This window comes from Pseudomonas sp. HS6-2 (genome assembly GCF_049325675.2).
GTDB lineage: Bacteria > Pseudomonadota > Gammaproteobacteria > Pseudomonadales > Pseudomonadaceae > Aquipseudomonas > Aquipseudomonas putida_N.
Genome location: NZ_CM143906.1, coordinates 607,044 through 624,175, shown reverse-complemented (window position 1 = coordinate 624,175; position 17,132 = coordinate 607,044). Strand labels below are relative to the sequence as shown.

Annotated in this window: 15 protein-coding genes, 2 tRNA genes and 1 pseudogene; 5 read left to right on the top strand and 13 right to left on the bottom strand. The window is 60.8% G+C overall.

What is annotated here, in order from left to right:
- The first annotated feature begins 229 nt into the window (after nt 1-229).
- Nucleotides 230-817 carry an LOG family protein gene (locus ACOKS3_RS02810; RefSeq protein WP_422763765.1) on the top strand — a complete coding sequence of 196 codons (588 nt, stop codon included), beginning with the start codon at nt 230-232 and terminating at the stop codon, nt 815-817.
- Between the two features lie 132 nt (nt 818-949).
- Here the strand turns inward: ACOKS3_RS02810 and ACOKS3_RS02805 are convergent, their stop codons facing one another.
- The 8 genes from ACOKS3_RS02805 to rnr all read right to left on the bottom strand — a co-directional run bounded on the left by ACOKS3_RS02805 (nt 950) and on the right by rnr (nt 10,526).
- Nucleotides 950-3,253, bottom strand: coding sequence for a YgiQ family radical SAM protein (locus ACOKS3_RS02805; protein WP_103445881.1), 2,304 nt, complete (start codon nt 3,251-3,253; stop codon nt 950-952).
- Between the two features lie 104 nt (nt 3,254-3,357).
- Complete coding sequence (gene dnaB, locus ACOKS3_RS02800; RefSeq protein WP_103446235.1) at nt 3,358-4,755, bottom strand: replicative DNA helicase; 1,398 nt, start codon at nt 4,753-4,755, stop codon at nt 3,358-3,360.
- Between the two features lie 111 nt (nt 4,756-4,866).
- Nucleotides 4,867-5,313, bottom strand: coding sequence for a 50S ribosomal protein L9 (gene rplI, locus ACOKS3_RS02795; RefSeq protein ID WP_008101037.1), 447 nt, complete (start codon nt 5,311-5,313; stop codon nt 4,867-4,869).
- Nucleotides 5,314-5,333: 20 nt separating this feature from the next.
- On the bottom strand, nt 5,334-6,197 hold the full coding sequence (locus ACOKS3_RS02790) for a hypothetical protein (RefSeq protein ID WP_103445882.1): 864 nt from the start codon (nt 6,195-6,197) through the stop codon (nt 5,334-5,336).
- Nucleotides 6,198-6,230: 33 nt separating this feature from the next.
- On the bottom strand, nt 6,231-6,461 hold the full coding sequence (rpsR, locus tag ACOKS3_RS02785) for a 30S ribosomal protein S18 (protein ID WP_003249563.1): 231 nt from the start codon (nt 6,459-6,461) through the stop codon (nt 6,231-6,233).
- A gap of 28 nt (nt 6,462-6,489) precedes the next feature.
- On the bottom strand, nt 6,490-6,915 hold the full coding sequence (rpsF, locus tag ACOKS3_RS02780; RefSeq protein WP_013974420.1) for a 30S ribosomal protein S6: 426 nt from the start codon (nt 6,913-6,915) through the stop codon (nt 6,490-6,492).
- Between the two features lie 282 nt (nt 6,916-7,197).
- The gene (gene rlmB, locus ACOKS3_RS02775; protein WP_027920757.1) at nt 7,198-7,944 is read right to left on the bottom strand and encodes a 23S rRNA (guanosine(2251)-2'-O)-methyltransferase RlmB; all 747 of its coding nucleotides are present in this window, start codon (nt 7,942-7,944) and stop codon (nt 7,198-7,200) included.
- Nucleotides 7,941-10,526, bottom strand: a complete 2,586-nt coding sequence (rnr, locus tag ACOKS3_RS02770; RefSeq protein WP_422763766.1) for a ribonuclease R — start codon at nt 10,524-10,526, stop codon at nt 7,941-7,943. The genes rlmB and rnr overlap by 4 nt, the downstream gene beginning before the upstream one ends.
- Before the next feature lie 271 nt (nt 10,527-10,797).
- Here rnr and ACOKS3_RS02765 point away from each other — a divergent pair.
- From ACOKS3_RS02765 to ACOKS3_RS02750, 4 genes are all read left to right on the top strand, one after another.
- A tRNA-Leu gene (locus ACOKS3_RS02765) sits at nt 10,798-10,884 on the top strand.
- Nucleotides 10,885-10,972: 88 nt separating this feature from the next.
- A tRNA-Leu gene (locus tag ACOKS3_RS02760) sits at nt 10,973-11,059 on the top strand.
- 190 nt (nt 11,060-11,249) lie between these two features.
- Nucleotides 11,250-12,263, top strand: a complete 1,014-nt coding sequence (locus ACOKS3_RS02755; protein WP_103445884.1) for an extracellular solute-binding protein — start codon at nt 11,250-11,252, stop codon at nt 12,261-12,263.
- On the top strand, nt 12,263-13,828 hold the full coding sequence (locus tag ACOKS3_RS02750; protein ID WP_422763767.1) for an ABC transporter permease: 1,566 nt from the start codon (nt 12,263-12,265) through the stop codon (nt 13,826-13,828). The genes ACOKS3_RS02755 and ACOKS3_RS02750 overlap by 1 nt, the downstream gene beginning before the upstream one ends.
- A gap of 52 nt (nt 13,829-13,880) precedes the next feature.
- On the opposite strand, the gene ACOKS3_RS02745 is transcribed toward ACOKS3_RS02750, so the two are convergent.
- The 5 genes and pseudogenes from ACOKS3_RS02745 to ACOKS3_RS02725 form a co-directional block, all read right to left on the bottom strand.
- The gene (locus tag ACOKS3_RS02745) at nt 13,881-14,255 is read right to left on the bottom strand and encodes a hypothetical protein (protein WP_103445886.1); all 375 of its coding nucleotides are present in this window, start codon (nt 14,253-14,255) and stop codon (nt 13,881-13,883) included.
- Entirely contained in the window at nt 14,252-15,223 is a 972-nt protein-coding gene (locus ACOKS3_RS02740; RefSeq protein ID WP_103445887.1) for a hypothetical protein, read from the bottom strand. Before ACOKS3_RS02740 ends, ACOKS3_RS02745 begins: the two co-directional genes overlap by 4 nt.
- A 9-nt stretch (nt 15,224-15,232) precedes the next feature.
- Nucleotides 15,233-15,721 (bottom strand): Hcp family type VI secretion system effector, encoded by a 489-nt coding sequence (locus ACOKS3_RS02735; protein ID WP_159412320.1) that lies wholly within the window; start codon nt 15,719-15,721, stop codon nt 15,233-15,235.
- 249 nt (nt 15,722-15,970) lie between these two features.
- The gene (locus tag ACOKS3_RS02730) at nt 15,971-16,423 is read right to left on the bottom strand and encodes a DUF2867 domain-containing protein (protein WP_103445889.1); all 453 of its coding nucleotides are present in this window, start codon (nt 16,421-16,423) and stop codon (nt 15,971-15,973) included.
- 143 nt (nt 16,424-16,566) lie between these two features.
- Nucleotides 16,567-17,082 (bottom strand): annotated as a pseudogene (locus ACOKS3_RS02725) (methyl-accepting chemotaxis protein); the annotation flags it as partial.
- Nucleotides 17,083-17,132: the final 50 nt, after the last annotated feature.

The window sequence follows — 17,132 nt, the reverse complement described above, 5'->3', positions numbered from 1 at the left end:
TATACAACCAATCTAAGGGCACATCATGCCCTTTTAATAGACGATGGGACAACCTCTCATTTAGGAGCAACCGCAATGTCCCTCGCAAGTTTCATGAACAGCCTGCTCGCCGCCTACGCCCACGGGGCCACGGGTGCCAGCTGTGAATTCTCCCGCCCCGAGTAAAACCGGCATTGGAGACGTCAGACTATTCGCTTTACCCTGTCAGCGATATGACTGGAGAAGCACGATGTCTGTACGTTCCGTTTGTGTGTTCTGTGGCGCCAGTATCGGCGCCAACCCCGCCTACCGTGAAGCGGCCGTTGCGCTTGGCCAGGCCATTGCCCGCCGCGGCCTGACCCTGGTTTATGGCGGAGGTGTGGTCGGCCTGATGGGTACCGTCGCCGATGCGGCCATGGCCGCCGGCGGCGAAGTGATCGGGATCATTCCCGAAAGCCTGATGAATGCCGAGATCGGCCATAAAGGCCTGAGCCGGCTGGAAGTGGTCGACGGCATGCATGCGCGCAAGGCGCGCATGGCCGAGCTGAGCGATGCCTTCATTGCCCTGCCGGGTGGCCTGGGTACGCTGGAAGAGCTGTTCGAGGTGTGGACCTGGGGGCAACTGGGCTATCACGCCAAGCCACTGGGGCTGCTCGATGTGAATTGCTTCTACCAGAAGCTGGGCGGGTTCCTCGACCATATCGTCGAAGAAGGCTTCGTGCGGCCGCAGCATCGGGCCATGTTGCTGCTGGCGCAGCAGGCAGATGAACTGCTGGACGGGATGGAACGGTTCGAGTCGCCGGTACTGCCCAAGTGGGTCGACAAGAAGCCTGACTGATCCGAGATATTGGGCTGCTTTGCAGCCCTTTCGCGACACAAGGCCGCCCCCACACAGCACTGCGTACGCCGATCAATGCGGGAGCGGCCTTGTGTCGCGAAAGGACCGCAAAGCGGTCCCAAAAGGGGGCAGTTAGCGCGGGATCACTGGCTGGCGTGGCTTCTTGCCCTTGCCGCCGCCACCCTTGGCCGCTTCCTTGCGCTCCTTGGCCGCCTGCTGGTTGCGGGCAAACGCCTCGGCCTTGGCCTTCTCGCGCTTGTCCCACGGCTTGCTGCCATCGCTGCCACGCGGTGGCAGGCCGGTGTGCTGGGTGAGGATCTTCTGGTCCTTGCCCACCTTGTGGCTGCCGGCCGGGGTCGAGTTCTTGCGGCGCGCGCTCTGGTACGTGTCGGTCTGCGGCTGGTGCAGCGGGATCAGCTGATGCTTGCCCGGCCCGATCAGGTCGGCACGGCCCATGCGCTGCAGCGCTTCACGCAGCATCGGCCAGCCCTTCGGATCGTGATAGCGCAGGAACGCCTTGTGCAGGCGACGCTGCTCCTCGCTCTTGACGATCTCCACCCCTTCGCTCTTGTACGTGACCTTGCGCAACGGGTTCTTGCCCGAGTGGTACATGGCTGTGGCCGATGCCATTGGCGACGGGTAGAAGGCCTGCACCTGGTCGGCGCGGAAGCCGTTGCCCTTGAGCCACAGAGCCAGGTTCATCATGTCTTCGTCGGTTGTACCCGGGTGCGCGGCGATAAAGTACGGGATCAGGTACTGCTCCTTGCCCGCCTCTTTCGAGAACTTCTCGAACATGCGCTTGAAGCGGTCGTAGGTACCGATGCCCGGCTTCATCATCTTGTCCAGCGGGCCACGCTCGGTGTGCTCCGGGGCAATCTTCAGGTAGCCGCCAACATGGTGGGTGACCAGCTCCTTGACGTACTCCGGCGATTCCACCGCCAGGTCGTAGCGCAGGCCCGAGGCGATCAGGATCTTCTTCACGCCCGGCAAGGCGCGGGCCTTGCGATACAGCTCGATCAGCGAGCTGTGGTCGGTGTTGAGGTTCTCGCAGATGCCCGGGAACACGCACGACGGCTTGCGGCAGTGCTTCTCGATGTCGTGGCTCTTGCAGGCGATGCGGTACATGTTGGCGGTCGGGCCGCCAAGGTCGGAGACCACGCCGGTGAAGCCCGGCACCTTGTCGCGCATTTCCTCGATCTCGTGCAGGATCGACTCGTGGGAGCGGTTCTGGATGATGCGGCCTTCGTGCTCGGTGATCGAGCAGAAGGTGCAGCCACCGAAGCAGCCGCGCATGATGTTCACCGAGAAACGGATCATCTCGTAGGCCGGGATGCGCTCCTTGCCATAGGCCGGGTGTGGAACACGCGCGTAGGGCATGCCGAACACGTAGTCCATTTCCTCGGTGGTCATGGGAATGGGTGGCGGGTTGAACCACACATCCACTTCACCGTGCTTCTGCACCAGGGCGCGGGCGTTGCCCGGGTTGGTCTCCAGGTGCAGCACGCGGTTGGCGTGAGCATAGAGCACCGGGTCGTTACGCACTTTCTCGAACGACGGCAGGCGGATCACCGACTTTTCCCGGGTCACGCTCGGGCTGTCGAGAATCTGCACCACCTTGGCTTCGTTCGGATCTTCCTGGTCGCCCTTGGCTTGTTCGATGGCGCAGGCCTGGGTGTCCTGGGTGTTCACGTACGGGTTGATGATCTTGTCGACGCGGCCTGGGCGGTCGATACGGGTCGAGTCGATCTCGTACCAACCTTGCGGCGTGTCACGGCGTACGAACGCGGTACCGCGCACGTCGGTGATCTGCTCGATGCTTTCACCCTGCGACAGGCGCTGGGCCACTTCAACGATGGCCCGTTCGGCGTTGCCGTACAGCAAGATGTCGGCGCTGGCGTCGATCAGGATCGAATGGCGGACCTTGTCCTGCCAATAGTCATAGTGGGCGATACGACGCAGCGAGGCCTCGATGCCGCCCAGCACGATCGGTACATGCTTGTAGGCTTCCTTGCAGCGCTGGCTGTACACCAGGCTGGCACGGTCCGGGCGCTTGCCCGCCAGGCCACCCGGGGTATAGGCGTCGTCGGAACGGATCTTCTTGTCCGCGGTGTAGCGGTTGATCATCGAGTCCATGTTGCCGGCCGCGACGCCAAAGAACAGGTTCGGCTCGCCCAGTTTCATGAAGTCGTCTTTGGACTGCCAGTTCGGCTGAGCGATGATGCCCACGCGGAAGCCTTGGGCTTCCAGCAGGCGGCCGATGATGGCCATGCCGAACGACGCGTGGTCGACATAGGCATCCCCGGTCACGATGATGATGTCGCAGGAATCCCAGCCGAGCTGATCCATCTCCTCCCTGCTCATCGGCAGGAATGGTGCTGGCCCGAAGCATTCGGCCCAGTACTTGGGATAGTCGTAGAGTGGTTTGGCTGCTTGCATGTCAGTGACCGGTTCTGGTGTGCAGGGAAATCGCGGGCGCGGAATATAGCACAAATTTTGATCAAATCCGACGGTGGTTGTCGGATTCATGTGAGGCCAGTGGCTTATTCGTCGTCGTCGAAGTTGTACATGCCCGGCGCGAGATTCTCGAAGCGGGTGTACTTGCCGATGAACGCCAGGCGCACGAAACCGATGGGGCCGTTACGCTGTTTACCGATGATGATTTCGGCCACGCCCTTGTGCTCGGTCTCGGGGTGGTACACCTCGTCGCGGTACACGAACATGATCACGTCGGCGTCCTGCTCGATTGCACCGGATTCACGCAAGTCGGAGTTCACCGGGCGTTTGTTCGGCCGCTGTTCCAGGGAGCGGTTCAGCTGCGACAGGGCGATTACCGGGCAGTTGAATTCCTTGGCCAGGGCCTTGAGGGAACGGGAGATTTCGGAAATCTCGTTGGTCCGGTTGTCACCGGCCGAACCTGGAATCTGCATCAGCTGCAGGTAGTCGACCATGATCATGCCGATTTCTCCGTGCTCACGGGCCAGACGGCGGGTACGCGCACGCATTTCGGAAGGGCTGATGCCGGCGGTATCGTCGATGAACAGCTTGCGGTCGTTGAGCAGGTTGACTGCCGAAGTCAGGCGCGGCCAGTCGTCGTCATCCAGCTGACCTGAACGCACCTTGGTCTGGTCGATGCGCCCCAGCGACGAAAGCATACGCATGATCAGCGATTCACCTGGCATCTCGAGGGAGAACACCAGCACCGCCTTTTCGCTGCGCAGCACGGCATTTTCCACCAGGTTCATGGCGAAAGTGGTCTTACCCATCGACGGACGGCCGGCGACGATGATCAGGTCGGCCGCCTGCAGGCCGCTGGTCTTCTCGTCCAGGTCGGTGAAGCCAGTGGACACGCCCGTGATGTCACTGTCGGAGTTGAACAGCGTATCGATGCGGTCGATGGCCATGGTCAACAGTTCGTTGACGCCCACCGGGCCGCCAGTTTTCGGCCGCGCTTCGGCGATCTGGAAGATCTGCCGCTCGGCATCGTCGAGGATTTCTGCAGCGCCACGCCCTTGCGGATTGAAGGCGTTGTCGGCGATGTCGGTGCTGATGCTGATCAGTTGGCGCAGCGTGGCCCGTTCGCGAATGATCGCGGCGTAGGCCTTGATGTTGGCCACCGACGGGGTGTTCTTGGCCAATTCGGCCAGGTAAGCCAGGCCGCCGACCTGCGAGGAGACGCCTTCCTTGTCCAGCTGCTCGTGCAGGGTCACCACGTCGAATGGCTGGTTGGCGTCGGCCAACTTGTGCACGGCACGGAAGATCAGGCGGTGGTCATGCCGGTAGAAATCGCCATCCGACACCTGGTCCAGCACCCGCTCCCAGGCATTGTTGTCCAGCATCAGGCCACCGAGCACGGCCTGTTCGGCCTCAATGGAATGCGGCGGCACCTTCAGGGCAGCGGTTTGCAGGTCGAGCTGTTCGGAGTTGGTGATCTCGTTCATGGCCACGAAAGAATTCTTGAGGATGAAAAAGACAAAGGGCACGGCCTGAATGAACAGGACCGTGCCCGATGTTAACCGGCTATCCCGTGAGGGACCACCAGTCAGCGCAGCTTAAGCAGCTACGACGACCACACGTACGGTGGCTTCAACGTCGCTGTGCAGGTGCACGGCTACGTCGTATTCGCCAACCTGACGGATGGTGCCGTTCGGCAGACGAACTTCAGCTTTAGCCACTTCAACGCCGGAGGCGGTCAGGGCGTCAGCGATGTCGTGGGTGCCGATCGAACCGAACAGCTTGCCTTCGTCGCCAGCGGTGGCAGTGATGGTCACTTCCAGCTCGGCCAGTTGGGCAGCACGGCTTTCAGCCGAAGCTTTACGGTCAGCAGCTGCTTTTTCCAGCTCGGCGCGACGCTCTTCGAACGCAGCCAGGTTGGCGGCGTTGGCGACGGTGGCCTTGCCGAATGGCAGCAGGAAGTTACGGCCGTAACCAGCCTTAACTTTAACTTTGTCGCCCAGGTTGCCCAGGTTAGCGACTTTTTCCAGCAGGATCAGTTCCATTTGGTAAAACCTCTTAACTTTTAACCTTCACCGTTCGCGGAGTCTTTCCCCGGAGGGGACTTGCGACCGCGAAAATCAATCAGGCTGTCGACAATGGCCAGGACCATCAGCAACGGGTAGATCAGCTGCATGATCAGCGGCAACGTCACGTACATGCCCACTAGCCAGAAACCGGCCAGTCGCCCCTGTGCCACAAGGCCGTGCATCAAGGCGATGCCAGCCAGCACCAGTACCAGGCTCGACGCCGATGCCAGGATGATGAACTGCGACCCGATAAACGGAGCCACCACCATCACTGCCACCAAGACCGCCATGGTCTGTTTCGGCAACCTCAGTTCGCGAAACTCGCGACCGAAGCCTCCAGGGTTGTACAACGCTGCCTGCCAATAACGCGCCAGCACCAAGGCCAACACGCTGAACAATTGCACCGTCACTGCTGTGGAAGCGACCAGCACAGGGCGGATCAGCTCACCGGAGAGCACCGGCTCGCCTTCGATTTTCGGCATGGCTTCGGCAAACGCCTTGGCCAACACATCGAAGGTCTGCGCCAGGGCCATGTCGAGCACGAGGCTGAAAACCACGGCGAACACGGCACTGGCGACCAGCACACGGCTCCAGGGATGCTCGGCGCGCAACAGCGCGGCCAGGCCCAGGGCACCGGCAATCACCAGGAAGGTGATCGGATCGCCCATGAACCACACGGCCAGCCCGGCCAGCAGGCCGCCGGCGATGACCGTTGAAGCATCCTTGAACCCACGCCGCAGCAGCACAAGGCTGCCGGCAGCGGCACTCAACCAGAACAGCAGCGGCAGTACCGCGCTGATGACCACCACCAGGGTGGCCTGCACACGACCGCGCATGATGAAACTTGCTAACGCTCGCATGCTAATCCCTTACTGCTTGTCGACGACCCGGTCTCAGCGGCCGTGGCTGTCGGTGTAGGGCAGCAGGGCCAGGAAGCGGGCGCGCTTGATAGCGGTAGCCAGCTGACGCTGATAACGAGCTTTGGTACCGGTGATACGGCTTGGAACGATCTTGCCGGTTTCGGATACGTAAGCTTTCAGGGTGTTGAGATCTTTGAAGTCGATCTCTTTCACGTCTTCAGCAGTGAAGCGGCAGAATTTACGACGACGGAAGAAACGTGCCATTTAATAGGCTCCTCTAAAGGTCCGTGGATTACTCGTCAGCGTTATCGCTGGAGTCGCTGTCATTGCTGTCGTCGCCGTCGGCGGATTCAGCATGCTCAGGACGCTCACGACGCTCACGGCGCTCGCTGCGGTTTTCTTCAGCCTTCAGCATCTCGGACTGGCCGGTTACGGCTTCGTCGCGACGGATGACGAGGTTACGGATAACGGCATCGTTGTAGCGGAAGTTGTCTTCCAGCTCGGCCAGGGCCTTGCCGGTGCACTCAACGTTCAGCATCACGTAGTGAGCCTTGTGAACATTGTTGATTGCGTAGGCCAGTTGACGACGGCCCCAGTCTTCCAGGCGGTGGATCTTGCCGCCATCTTCTTCGATCAGCTTGGTGTAACGCTCAACCATGCCGCCGACTTGCTCGCTCTGGTCCGGGTGAACCAGGAAGATGATTTCGTAATGACGCATGAATGCTCCTTACGGGTTAGTAGTCTGCCAGCGTATCTGGTCAGACAAGGAGTGAATGACACTGTATGTCTTGCACGGAGGGGAGGCACATAGGCGCCTGCCAGCTCGGCAAGGGGCGCAATTGTAGAGAAGGCGGGACGTACAAGCAAGGTGATTGGTGATTATTTGAACAGCCGGAAACATATTCGCAGGCTACCGACCCTTTCGCGGGACAAGCCCGCTCCTACACGATCCCTGTAGGAGCGGGCTTGTCCCGCGAAAGGGCCGGTGAAGCTTACGCGATCAACGCTTGGCCTGACGCTGCCGCACGGCCTCGAACAGACACACGCCCGTCGCCACCGACACGTTCAGGCTGCTGACGCTACCGCTCATCGGCAACTTCACCAGGAAATCGCAATGCTCGCGGGTCAGTCGGCGCATGCCCTTGCCTTCCGCGCCCATGATCATCACCAGCGGGCCGGTCAGGTCCTGCTGGTAGATCTCCTGTTCAGCCTCGCCAGCGGTACCCACCACCCACAGGCCGCGCTGCTGCAGTTTCTCCAGCGTGCGCGCCAGGTTGGTCACGGCCACTAGCGGAATCACCTCCGCCGCACCGCAGGCCACCTTGCGCACTACCGGCGTCAGGGTAGCCGACTTGTCCTTGGGCACGATCACCGCCGTGGCGCCAGCCGCATCGGCGGTGCGCAGGCAAGCGCCAAGGTTGTGCGGGTCGGTCACGCCGTCCAGCACCAGGATCAGCGGCGGGGTTTCGCTGCGCTCGAGCAGCTCCTCGAGCATCAACTCGCCCCACACCTGGCTCGGGCTCACCTCGGCGACCACGCCCTGGTGCACGCCTTCGACCCAGGCATCCAGCTCACGGCGCTCGGCTTGGCCAACCGGCACGCGGTTTTCCGCGGCCAGTTCCAGCAACGCTTGGATGCGCGGCTCGCTGCGCCCTTCCGACAGCCAGATCTGCTTGACCCGCTTCGGATGGTGCTGCAGCAGTGCCTGCACGGCGTGCACGCCGTAGATCTTTTCCAGCTGACTCATGACTTGTTCTTGCTCTTGCGTGGCGCGCCGGACTTCGGCGGGCCTTTACGGTGCTTGGTCGGTTTGCCGGACGGCTTGCCGCCCTTGTCCGACTTGCTGCTGGGGTGGCCGCTGGTGCGCGCCTCGCTCATCAGCGCCTTTTTCATTTCACGGCTCTTGCGCACTTCGGCGTTGCGCTGCACGGCGTCTTTCGGGAAGTACGCTTCGGCAGTCTCGCTCTTGCGGCTGCGCGGCTTAGGCGTGGCCTTGGCTTCGACCGCTGGCTCGGACTTCTCGGACTTTTCGGCTGCTGGCGAGGCAACACCACGCCCTTTGCGGCCAATCGGCGCATTGAGCTGCTGCTCGGAGACTTCGAAGTCGATCTTGCGCTCGTCGAGGTCGACGCGCATGACCTTGACCTCGATGGTGTCGCCCAGGCGGAAGCTGCGCCCGGTACGCTCGCCCGAAAGGCGGTGGTGCACCGGGTCGAAGTGGTAGTAGTCGCCCGGCAGCGCACTGACGTGCACCAGGCCTTCCACATAGATGTCGGTCAGTTCGACGAACAGGCCGAAACCGGTGACCGCAGTGATCACACCCGGGAAGGTCTCGCCCACGCGATCCTTCATGAATTCGCACTTGAGCCAGTTGACCACGTCACGGGTCGCTTCGTCGGCACGGCGCTCGGTCATCGAGCACTGCTCGCCGAGCTGCTCGAGGGCGTTCACGTCATACGGGTAGATACGCGCCTTGGGGATACTCATGGCGCCCGCACGCTTGACGTGCGGGGTATCGACCTTGGAACGGATGATGCTGCGGATGGCGCGGTGTACCAGCAGATCCGGGTAACGGCGGATCGGCGAGGTGAAGTGGGTGTACGCCTCGTAGTTCAAGCCGAAGTGGCCGTTGTTGTCGGTGCTGTACACCGCCTGGCTCAGCGAGCGCAGCATCACGGTCTGGATCAGGTGGAAGTCCGGTCGCCCGGCGATGCTCGCCAGCAGGGCCTGGTAGTCCTTCGGCGACGGGTCCTTGCCCTTGTGCAGGGTCAGGCCCAGCTCGCCGAGGAAGGCGCGCAGTTTTTCCAGGCGCTCCGGCGGTGGACCGTCGTGCACGCGGTAAAGGGCTGGCACTTCGTGCTTCTGCAGGAACGCGGCGGTAGCGACGTTGGCTGCCAGCATGCATTCTTCGATCAGCTTGTGGGCATCGTTGCGCACGGTCGGGCGGATTTCCGCGATCTTGCGCTCGTCACCGAAGATGATGCGGGTTTCCTGGGTCTCGAAGTCGATGGCCCCCCGGGCGTGACGGGCATCCAGCAGCACCTTGTACAGGTTGTACAAGTTCTTCAGGTCCGGCAGGACCTCCTTGTACTCTTCGCGCAGCGCCTTGCCCTCACGGGTGCGGGCATGTTCGAGCATGCTGCTGACCTTGTTGTAGGTCAGGCGGGCGTGGGAGTGGATAACGCCTTCGTAGAACTGGTAGTCGACCATCTGGCCAGCTTTGTTCATGGTCATTTCACAGACCATGGCCAGGCGATCAACATGCGGGTTCAGCGAGCACAGGCCGTTGGACAGCTCTTCGGGGAGCATCGGCACCACGCGCTCGGGGAAGTACACCGAGTTACCGCGCTGCTGAGCCTCGTTGTCCAGGGCCGAGCCCAGGCGTACGTAACTGGAGACGTCGGCGATTGCCACATACAGGCGCCAGCCACCCGAGAACATGCGCAGCTTGCCCAGCGGTTCGCAGTAGACGGCGTCATCGAAGTCCCGGGCGTCCTCGCCGTCGATAGTGACGAACGGAAGGTGGCGCAGGTCGATGCGCTTCTCTTTGTCCTTCTCTTCGACTTCGGAGCGGAACTTGCGCGCTTCCTTGACTACATCGTTGGGCCAGACATGCGGAATGTCGTAGCTGCGCAGGGCAACGTCGATTTCCATGCCCGGCGCCATGTAGTTGCCGATCACCTCGACCACATCGCCCTGCGGCTGGAAGCGCGGGGTAGGCCAGTGGGTGATCTTGATCTCGACGAACTGGCCGATCTTGGCACCACCGTTACGCCCGGCGGTCACCAGCACTTCCTGCTGGATCTTCGGGTTGTCCGGGGTCACGTAGCCGATGCCGCCTTCTTCGAAGTAGCGGCCGACCACGCTTTCATGGGCGCGGGAGATGACTTCGACCAGCACGCCTTCGCGGCGGCCACGACGGTCAACGCCCGAGACGCGGGCCAGGCCACGGTCGCCGTCGAACACCAGGCGCATCTGCGACGGGCTGAGGAACAGGTCTTCGCTGCCGTCATCGGGGATAAGGAAGCCGAAACCGTCACGGTGGCCGGAGACACGACCACAGATCAGGTCCAGCTTGTCTACCGGGGCATAAGTGCCGCGCCGGGTATAGATAAGCTGGCCGTCACGTTCCATGGCGCGCAGGCGGCGGCGCAGGGCTTCGATCTGGTCTTCTTCATGAAGACCGAACTCTGCCGCCAGCTCCTCGCGCGCGGCCGGTTCGCCACGGTCGGCGAGGCGCTGCAGGATCAGCTCACGGCTGGGAATGGGGTTGTCGTATTTTTCCGCTTCGCGAGCGGCCTCGGGATCGAGGGATTGCCAATCGGCCATCAGAAGGGGTTCACCTTGGGATATATAGATAGGAGTTCTGGCATGTGCGTATTGAAACCGGAAATGTCAGCCTTGGACAGCCCCCGCTGCTGTGTATAGAGAGGGGCAATAGGCCTTCGGAATCAACAAGTTGAATTTTTTGAAATTTTTTTCGCTTGGGGGGTTTACAGCCCCCCGGACCGTCCGTATAGTGCGCACCACAACGACGGACAAGCCCGAAGTTGTAGTAGAGATGAGCGGCGCTGTAAAGCATCTTTTATCTCGAATGTGTGCCCAGGTGGCGGAATTGGTAGACGCGCTGGTTTCAGGTATCAGTGACCGCAAGGTCGTGGAAGTTCGAGTCTTCTCCTGGGCACCAAATATTTTCAAGTAACAGATGACCAAGGATCTGTTACTACTGTGTGAAAGCGAACGATAGTCGCCTTCTCCAGATGATGTAAAGCTTTGCCCAGGTGGCGGAATTGGTAGACGCGCTGGTTTCAGGTATCAGTGACTTAACGGTCGTGGAAGTTCGAGTCTTCTCCTGGGCACCATACAAAAACCCACTAGCTTGCTAGTGGGTTTTTTCTTGCCTGCAATTTTTGCACCCCCTCCCTCCTCCCCGCGCAGCCTCCGGCATTACACGTTTGTCTGCCGATGAATTTCTCGTCACCCGGCCACTTGAGAAACGATTTCGTTTACCATTGTTTCCGAATATGTAGCCGTAAGCGAGGAAGTACCCGCATGACGATTCGCCCGCAACCGCTGATGCGCACCCTGGCCGCCGCAGTTCTGAGCCTGGTGATCGGCGCTCCGGCCGCCTTGGCAGACGAACCGGTCACGCTGACCATGTACAACGGCCAGCACAAGGAAATCGGCGAAGCCATCGCCAAGGCCTACGAGGCCAAGACCGGTATCCACATCAATATCCGCAAGGGCAGCAGCAACCAGCTGGCCAGCCAGATCATCGAGGAGGGCGACCGCTCGCCGGCCGACATCATCTATACCGAAGAATCCCCGCCGCTGAACAACCTCGGCGAGCTGGGACTGCTGGCGAAGATCGATGACGCCACGCTGAACATGCTGCCCAAGGAATACGTGGGTGCCAACGGCACCTGGATGGGCGTGACCGCCCGCACCCGCGTGGTGGTGTACAACCCGAAGAAAGTCGACGAGAAAGACCTGCCGACCACCGTCATGGATTTCGCCAATCCAGAGTGGGAAGGCCGCGTCGGCTACGTACCTACCAGCGGCGCCTTCCAGGAACAGGCCGTGGCCATCCTGAAGATGCACGGGCGTGAAGCCACCGAAGAATGGCTGACCGGCCTGAAAGCCTTCGGCAAGACCTACACCAACAACATGGTCGCCCTCAAGGCCGTGGAAAAAGGTGAAGTCGCCGCCGTGCTGGTCAACAACTACTACTGGTATGCACTGGAGCGCGAGCGCGGCAAGCTCGACTCCAAGCTGTATTACATGGCCGACGGCGACGCCGGCAACCTGGTGACCATCTCCGGTGCCGCTGCGGTCAAGGCCAGCAAGCATCCAAAGGAGGCCCAGGCCCTGCTCAACTGGATGGCCAGCGAAGAAGGCCAGCGCGTGATCACCCAGACCACCGCCGAGTACCCGCTGCACAAGGGCATGGTCTCCGACCGTGGCCTGAAGCCGTTCGACGAACTGCGCCCGCCGAAGATATCGCCAGCCGACCTGGGCAATGCCGAGGAAGCCATCGAGCTTGAACGCGAGGTCGGCCTGCTCTGATGACCGCCGCCCTGTCCACGCCTGCGCAGGTACGTTTCGTACCGCGCCGCAAGCGCCCCTCGATCTGGGTGCTGCTGCCTGTGCTGTTCCTGGTGGCGATGAGCTTGCTGCCGTTGCTGTACGTCGCCATGAAAGCCTGGGAGGCTGGCTGGCGCGAAGCCCTGCACCTGCTCTGGCGCCCATTCGTCTGGGGGCTGATGCGCAACACCCTGATGCTGATGGCCGGGGTGACGCTGGCGTGTATGGTGGTCGGCCTGGCCCTGGCCTGGCTGCTCGAGCGCAGCAACCTGCCCGGCCGCCGGCTATGGGGGGTGGTGCTGTGCCTGCCGTTCGCCGTGCCGTCGTTTGTCAGCAGCTTCACCTGGGTATCGCTGAGCTCGGACTTCGAAGGCTTGGGCGGGGCGATCCTGGTCATGGCACTGTCCAAGTACCCGCTGGTGTTCCTGCCGGTGGCGGCGACCCTGCGCAACCTCGACACTTCGCTTGAAGAGTCGGCGCGCACCTTGGGCTACAGCCGCTGGGGCGTATTCCGCAAGATCACCCTGCCGCTGCTCTGGCCGTCGATGCTGGGCGGTGCTTTGCTGATCGCCCTGCACATGCTGGTCGAGTTCGGCGCGCTATCGATCCTCGGCCTGCAGACCTTCACCACGGCGATCTACCAGCAGTTCGAACTGGAATTCAGCAACGCCAACGCCGCCATGCTGTCGGCGGTACTGTTGGCGATGTGCCTGCTGATGCTGTGGCTGGAACTGCGCGTGCGCGGCAAGGCCCGCCACGTGCGCATCGGTCAGGGCGTGGCACGTCGCGGGCAGCCGGCACGGCTGCGTGGCTGGATGCCGTTGGCGCAATTGTTCTGCCTGGGCCTGGCGATTCTCGGCAGCGGCATCCCACTGGCCATGCTGGGTTACTGGCTGAGCGTGGGTTCGTCGGCCGCCTTCCCGGTGGCGGCGATCAGCAAGGCATTGCTGACTTCGCTGTCGGTGTCGCTGGGTGGCGCAGGCTTCTGTGTGCTGCTGGCGCTGCCGGTCAGCTTCCTGGTAGTGCGCTACAAAGGCCGCCTGGCGATCTGGGCCGAGCGCCTGCCGTACCTGCTGCACGCCCTGCCCGGCCTGGTAATTGCGCTGACCCTGGTGGTGTTCTCGCTGCACTACGTGCCGGCGCTGTACCAGACCACCGCGCTGTTGCTGCTGGCCTATGCGCTGCTGTTCCTGCCGCTGGCCCAGGCGCCGGTGCGTACCGCGTTGAACAAGGCTTCGCCGACACTCGAAGAAGCAGCCCGCACTTTGGGCGCCAGCAGCTTTGCAGCGTTTTGCCGGGTGACCTTGCCGATCATCTTCCCGGCGCTGGCGGCGGCGTTTGCGCTGGTGTTCCTTGATGCCATGAAGGAGCTTACCGCTACCCTGCTGCTCAGCCCGACTGGCATGACCACCCTGGCCACCGAGGTCTGGGCGCATACCGCCAACGTCGAGTTTGCGGCGGCAGCGCCTTATGCGGCGCTGTTGATTGTGGTGTCGGGGTTGCCGGTGTATTTGCTGACTACGCGGATGTATTTGAACAAGGCTTGAGACCGAATCCAGGCTGGCGAGCAGCCTGGATTTTCGAACGACACACACGAGCTCACCGCAAGTACTCTATCCAAACAAAAAACAGAACAATCAGTGCAATCAGAAAAATTTGTACAGCCCACAAGCGCACTAACAGCCTCTGCAAGTCGGCGGGAGCCTTTGCAATATCATTGCTATCCAATAGCCCCTTCCGAACGCTAAAATATTTCATAGATAGCATTGCGGAAATTGACCCTAGCCGCATGACTTTCCCTAGCAGCCCAGCATGAGAATATATTTCTCTGTTCACAGCCACCATTCGGCTATTAGACAGGATTGATTCGATACGATCCAGATATCGATGCGCAACGAATATCCACACACCAAACATCAGAAAAGGCGAAATAATTACAAACACACCAAGCACTGCGAGGTGCAAGTTACTCATCGCACTGCCTCATACAAAATCTCCCCCACTCTTTCTCCCAAAATCTCACCAAACCCACCGCCAGCAATACCTCCAGCCGCTCCCCCCAATACCGCACATGCGAAAGTTGCCGTTCCACCGGTGGGTATACCTACAGCAACACATGCGATTGGCCCCAAGACGCCCCCGACATATCCACCAACTCCTCCCAGCCCCAAGCCACCAACGAGCGAACTCCTCTCCACATACTTGGCCTCTCTACACTCCTCCTCCCGTCCAAGCACGCACGCGTTACGAATTGACAGTTCGGTTGACGCCACATCAAGTGCCATGCCTAAATACGTACCTTTTTTTACCCAATTAGCCGCCTTAGCCACGCCAGATATTTTTGCTGCATAGCCTTTAATCTCACCACCGTGAAGAAATCTTTTGGTAGATATATCCAGCGCATGCTTGATTTTGCCCCGATTGCGTAACCCTGACCCATACGCAGCCATACTATCTAGCTGGGCCTCCAACTTCAAAAACAGCGCTGTACGCTTCGAATAGAATTCATTACGAGCTTTCAACGTGCCTTGATGCAAGTAATTCCGGTGTAGCTGTTCTATTTCCTCTAACGTTTTCTTGATAGCTTCAAGATGCTTGCTCCAAGCGTCACTAGCTGTACCAGCGCCGATGGAAGCACGAGACAGCAAGCTCTGCAGCAACTCAAAATTCTCCAGAAGGAACCCGTCAAAGTCACCGCCGCTCAATTCGATGTCGAGGTGTATACCCAACGCCTTACCCATGAGAAATGCCTCATGAGCAGTACAGGACGGCGTGCTTGGGTCACCCATGATTATCAGCTCACCAGGGAAAACAACAGTGTTGACGACATGCGCATTCAACACATCAAACTTGGCCCGCTGATTCGCGTTCATGGGCGTATCGACCTTCAGCGACTCATACGACTGCGCTTGCGGATTAATGAAGCTGCGCGCCTCGGACATGGTCGCACCTCACGCATACTTCTTGTTGTTGATGCGGTCCCAACCGCCCGTGACGTTGCCGCCGGCACTGCCGTCAAGGCGTTTCTGCCGCGTGTAGGTCGTCTTGATGCGTCCGTAGTTAAGCTGCACGACTTCCACTGGCACCCCAGCGCTGGCGCTCTGGGCATAGTCGGCGATGATCACTTCCTCGAGGACGACTTCGTAGTACTTGAGCTTATCGCCACCAGCACGACAGAGCACGAGCTTCACCTCCTTCAGGTGCTGCCCGGCACAGCTAGCCTCCAGCAGCTTGCAGCTTGCACTGTCCAGGTATTTGGTGAAGGTAAAGTTGGTGAGTGTGGTGCGCCCTGATGATGCGCCGCCCGCTGAGCTTGCGGTGGCAGAGGTACTCTGGTTTGCACCGAACTTGTAGCCTATGATTTCAATCCAGTTGGCGTACTGCTCATCCAGTGCTTCGCCAGTGATTTCCGCGATTTGAATATAAGCATCGAAAGCCATGCTTACCTCTCCTTGGTAAAGATTGGGCTGATAACGACGGTGTTCCGACATCGCCGCTCTGAGGTCGTTCCTGAAGTAAGCGGCGAAGTTCGCCGAGTGCCTTCAGGTCCAATCGACACTAGCTCCCTGTGCCCAGCGCTGCAACGGCAAACACTCTAGCGCTAACCATTTGGGAAATTTCCTACGACTTTGACGAAGATACAGGCTTGATCACGTAAATAAGTGTTTCACCCCCTAACTCAGCGATGCCTACAAATTCGCCAACATCCGGCGCACGATCAGGCCATGTACCTTGCCAACCGGCAGCATGTATAGCCGGCCAAAGGCGTTGAAACACCGCACTGACGTGGTCACTTTCAAGCGCTGCCCGTCCACATCCATGCAGACCATCACCGCCAAGTGCGTATCACGCGACGTCAGCACCAGTTGCTGGTCGCTGATGGCCTCGACGGTGAAGAAGTCCAGATGCTCGCCGACGGCCGGCACATACCCTGGATCGCGGGGTGAGAAGCCATGGATATCGGCGACATTGAAACGACGCGAGATGAAGTCACGAATGCGGAAGGCCCAGGCCAGCCAGCCAGGGACGTCCGAGGTCATGGCACAGTATGCCTGCAGGGCGGTCAACGGGGCAGCGAGCTGTATGCTGTCACTGTGGAGAAAATCGAGGTCGGCCTGGGCGGCGACCAACTGGGCGGACATGAGCAACTCCCTTGTCATGTGTCGCTCACAGCATAACAACAGCGCAAGCTGGATGGCACGGGCTTCGCCCGTGTTCGCGGGCAAGCCCGCGCCCACAGGGTCCGCGCCATGGTTCAGCAATTGGGCAAGGCCATTGCCCCAACTTACGCCCGGAACTGGCCCAAGCTGGCGCGCAACTGCGCCGCCAGATCATCCAGCACCTTGCTGCTGGCCGTGGTTTGCATCACCACCTCGGCCGAGCGTTCGGCCTGGGCATGGATGTTCTCCACTCGCCCGCGCACTGCCTGCGCACCGTGGGCCTGCTGCTCAGCAGCACGGGTCGCCAGGCCGATGGCCGCGTGCACCTGCTCCACGGCGGCCTGCACCGACTGCTGGCGACGCTCGTTGTCACGCAGCACCAACAGCCCTTCACTGGCTTTGAGTCCGGCTTGCCCGATAGTCGCCACCGCCTCCTTGGCACCTTTCTGCAGGGCGGCGATGTGCGCCTGGATGTCGCCGGTGGAGCTTTGGGTCTTGCTCGCCAGCGCGCGCACCTCATCGGCCACTACGGCAAAGCCGCGCCCCGTCTCACCAGCGCGTGCGGCTTCGATTGCGGCGTTGAGAGCCAGCAGGTTGGTCTGCTCGGCAATGCCATGGATGACGGTCAGCACCACTTCGATTTGCTCGCTCTGCTTGGCCAGGCGCTCGATCACCTGCGAGCCGGTTTCAA